Annotated in this window: 2 protein-coding genes; both read right to left on the reverse strand. The window is 69.1% G+C overall.

Annotated features, from left to right (window positions below; genetic code table 11):
- Nucleotides 1-64: 64 nt before the first annotated feature.
- On the reverse strand, nt 65-598 hold the full coding sequence (locus AB0O29_RS36020; RefSeq protein WP_365160698.1) for a GNAT family N-acetyltransferase: 534 nt from the start codon (nt 596-598) through the stop codon (nt 65-67).
- Nucleotides 599-608: 10 nt separating this feature from the next.
- Nucleotides 609-1115 carry a DinB family protein gene (locus AB0O29_RS36025; protein ID WP_365160701.1) on the reverse strand — a complete coding sequence of 169 codons (507 nt, stop codon included), beginning with the start codon at nt 1113-1115 and terminating at the stop codon, nt 609-611.
- Nucleotides 1116-1319 lie beyond the last annotated feature (204 nt).

Below are 1319 nucleotides of genomic sequence, written 5' to 3' on the forward strand. Positions count from 1 at the left end.
CCTCATTTCTCGGCGTCCGGCGGCCGTCCGGGGCCGCTACCCACCCCAAAAGGCGATCAGGCGATCAGGCGGGCAGGTGGAGGAGCATCACGTCGTGCAGGGGGGCCTCGGGCCATGGGTGGGCGTTGCCGACCTTGGTGTAGCCCCAGGTCCGGTACGCGGTCACCGCCACGAGGTTGGCGGGGTGCACGTTGAGGAGGACCCGCTCGGTGTCGAGGGTGGTGATCAGCGCCTCGTGCAGGCGGCGGGCTATGCCCTGTTGGCGCCAGGGGGTGCGGACGGCGAGTTCCATCAGGCCGAAGGTTCTGCGGCCGTCCTCGCGACGCATGTCCTCGGGCACCGGCCGGGTGAGCCGGTCCCACCAGTCCGTCTGCGGGCCGAGACGCCAGCCGTAGGCCATGCCCACCGGTTCGCCGTCAGGGGCCGTGGCCAGTGCCGCTACGAGAGCGGTCTGGAGACGGAAGCGGTCGAAGGCGGCGGCCACGTCCGCCGCCGTCTCGTAGTAGGGAGGGCCGGCGAACACCTCGGCGTAGATCAGCCGGAAGGCATCCTCGGCCGCCGTCACGGCCGCTCCGTCCAGCCGGTCGATGCTGATCATTCCGCGCCCTCTAGTAGCCGGTCTTGCCGTCGAGCATCTCGCGCAGGATGTCCAGGTGACCGTTGTGGCGGGCCGTCTCCTCGATGAGGTGGTGCAGGATCCAACGCAGGTCGACGTGGAGGCCGTTGCGGATGGTTCCCTGGGCCTTCGTGTCCAGCTCGTTCCCGGCGACCAGTTCGCGGTAGCGGGCGCTCTGTTCGGCGTACTCGTCGAGCAGCTGCGTGAGCGGGAAGTCGACGGCGATCCGCATCTCGCCGTCGGGGTCCTCGTCGGTGATGGGGGCCCGGTCCTCCTCGCCGAGGAAGATCACCTCGAACCAGTAGTACTCGACCCAGCGGAGGTGGTTGATCAGTCCGCTCAAGGTCATCAGAGGTGAGCTCGGCAGGAGCGCCTTGCGGGCGTTCTCCGCGGAAACGCCTTCGCACTTGGCGCGAGCGGTGCCGCGCGCGTAGTCGAGGAACGTGGTGAGCTGGGTGCGTTCGTCCCACGCGGGCGGTGTGTCATCGATTCTCGTCATCGCGCGAAGCGTCGCTGATCATCACCCCCCATGTCGAGGGATTATCGACACCCCCACACTCGTGACCAGCCCAGACGTCCCGCAGACGCCGAGACGTGGGCAGCGCGTAGCGATCCGCTGCGCCCGCCGGTCCCAGATGCCGATCTCGTCGGCCTTGGGGGCGGGTAGCAACCCCAGACGGCCGCCGGACGCCGAGAGGTGGGC

The organism is Streptomyces sp. NPDC089915 (genome assembly GCF_040684675.1).
Lineage (GTDB): Bacteria > Actinomycetota > Actinomycetes > Streptomycetales > Streptomycetaceae > Streptomyces.

Excerpts from the sequence above, each read along its gene's own strand:
- AB0O29_RS36020 (WP_365160698.1), bottom strand. The coding sequence starts at position 598 with ATGATCAGCATCGACCGGCTGGACGGAGCGGCCGTGACGGCGGCCGAG.
- AB0O29_RS36025 (WP_365160701.1), bottom strand. The coding sequence starts at position 1,115 with ATGACGAGAATCGATGACACACCGCCCGCGTGGGACGAACGCACCCAG.